General features: G+C 64.4%; 2 protein-coding genes. One reads left to right on the forward strand and one right to left on the reverse strand.

Going from position 1 to position 1,948, the window contains the following annotated elements; genetic code table 11:
• Positions 1-752: TrbG/VirB9 family P-type conjugative transfer protein (locus WBA11_RS08890; protein WP_424520343.1), on the reverse strand; the 752-nt coding region annotated here is incomplete at its 3' end.
• 190 nt (positions 753-942) lie between these two features.
• On the opposite strand from WBA11_RS08890, the gene WBA11_RS08895 reads away from it, so the two are divergent.
• Positions 943-1,803: a hypothetical protein gene (locus WBA11_RS08895; protein ID WP_424520344.1), complete on the forward strand. Its 861-nt coding sequence runs from the start codon at positions 943-945 to the stop codon at positions 1,801-1,803.
• Positions 1,804-1,948: the final 145 nt, after the last annotated feature.

The following is a 1,948-nucleotide window of genomic DNA, read 5'->3' on the forward strand; positions in this document are numbered from 1 at the left end:
ACCCGGTACGAGAAGTCGAGCTCGTCGACCGAGGCCAGGTCCGAGAACGACGGGGCGGGCTCGGGCGCGCGGGACACGCCCACGGCCTCGGCTTGGGCCGCCGCAAGCACGTCGTCGGGGTAGTAAAACCGGATGTGACGGGCGTAGCGGGGCTGGGGGTTTTCAGCCGAGCGGCTACGGCTCGGCGCCGGCGCCGCGTCGAGCGTGACGTGGTAGACCCGGCGGTCGGTCGAGATCACGAGGTTCGTGGTCACGTCGTGGGCCAGCGGCTTCACGACGACGAGCGGGGTCCGCCCGGTTGGCCCGGTCTGCGTCTGCTCGATGGCGAACCGCTCGGTGTCGCCCGCGACGACGCCCAGGACGGCCTCGCCCTCCTGCAACTCGATCACCGACGCCCGGAGCGGGGCGGCGGCCAGGACCGGCTGGCTGTGCCCGAACGGGAACACCATCGCCGTGGACTGGCGCAAGACGCCGGCGCGGCCGGTCCGCTCGTACTCGCGGACGAGCTCGCCGAGGGCCTCCTCCATCTGGGCCTCCGTGACGACGACGGAGCCGGAGGTAAACCCGTCGCCGACGAGCGCGCCGTCGGGGCCGGGCGGCTCGACGGTGGCCGTCGCGCCGGAGGCGAGGACGATGGTCTCGGGACTCAAGGCAGACGGGTCGGCGTCAGGCTGTGCGAGAGCGGTAGGAGCGTGGGCGGCGAAAAGCACCGCCAGCGCGGCGGCGAGAACGGAGCGGGGCGGGGAGGGCATCGGCGGGAGGCGTGTTGTGCATCTCGGTAGGTGCCGGACCCCACTCGACTCCGCCACTCCTCCCCGATATTTTCCCCGCCGACAAGGTGGCCCCGAACTGCGCGACGCCGTTGACCTGCCGGAGCCCGATATTTATCGGCTCAGCGCCGTAGAACAATCGTTATATGGCTTCACGCAGCCCCATCTCGACATGACTCTCATCGTAGCAAAGAAGCTGCCCGGCAACCGCTATGCGTTCGTGGCAGACTTCCGTATTTCCTACGGCCGTGGAGGCGTGCTCCAAAGCGACGAGGCGCTAAAATTTTTCGACGCTGGCGGACGACCTGGAGCAAAGGTGGGCTTCTTTGCGGCCGGTGCGGTTGCATTTTGGCAAGTTGCAGCCCCACTTCTCAAGAAGGCGGCCTATCGGGTCTCAGTGCCTGAAGCGCGAAAAAATGGAGGCCCCCTTCATCGGGCTCTGAATCAAGCGGCGGGTTCTGTCGGTAGCGAAGCCAGAGGGGTTGTATTCGCAGTCCAAAAAGATAGAAATCAGACTCGAGTTATGGTTGTTAGGGTTTTCCAACCTCCCAACCCTGTCGCACCGGGCATGGTCGCAGAACTTGAACGCTTCCCTCAAGATGGCTTTTGCGCCATTGGCTCTGGTGCTTCTGTGCCGAACCTTAGAGACTCGGTAGATACTCGAATCGACGCCCTCGGTGACGATGCGAGCACCTACCAGGTGGCAGTTGCGATGCGAGACGCGATTCGGGACACGTTCGAAGCAGCAGGGACTGATGCCTATCGCCGATACGGCGTCTCACCAGACATGAGCATTGGCCTCATCGAAGGCGGCCATTTCAGACTGGCCGGGGAAACCGGATTCCACCTAAGCTCAAGCGGTGAAGTTAGCCACTACGAGCTCTCGGGTGAACTCGATTCGGGAGTCGAACTCAAGGACAAGATCACAGGGGAGACGCATACCCTCACCCCGATTGACAAGCTGCCCTCTTCGCCAGCCGATAAGCCCCTAGACGTACAACGAAAGGCAGACGATAAATCGCGTGAAGAGTAGTCGTTGCCCCTGTAGGAGCCGGTCACACGGGTAACAGATCGGAGTGGTCACAGGGGTGACGCACCGCGCTCTTACTCGACCGGGTCAGCACCCTTGTCGCGTTCGTCCTCTCGCATGCCCTCGGCCGTCCGCGCTGAGCGTGCGG

The organism is Rubrivirga sp. (assembly GCF_049648075.1).
GTDB lineage: Bacteria > Bacteroidota > Rhodothermia > Rhodothermales > Rubricoccaceae > Rubrivirga.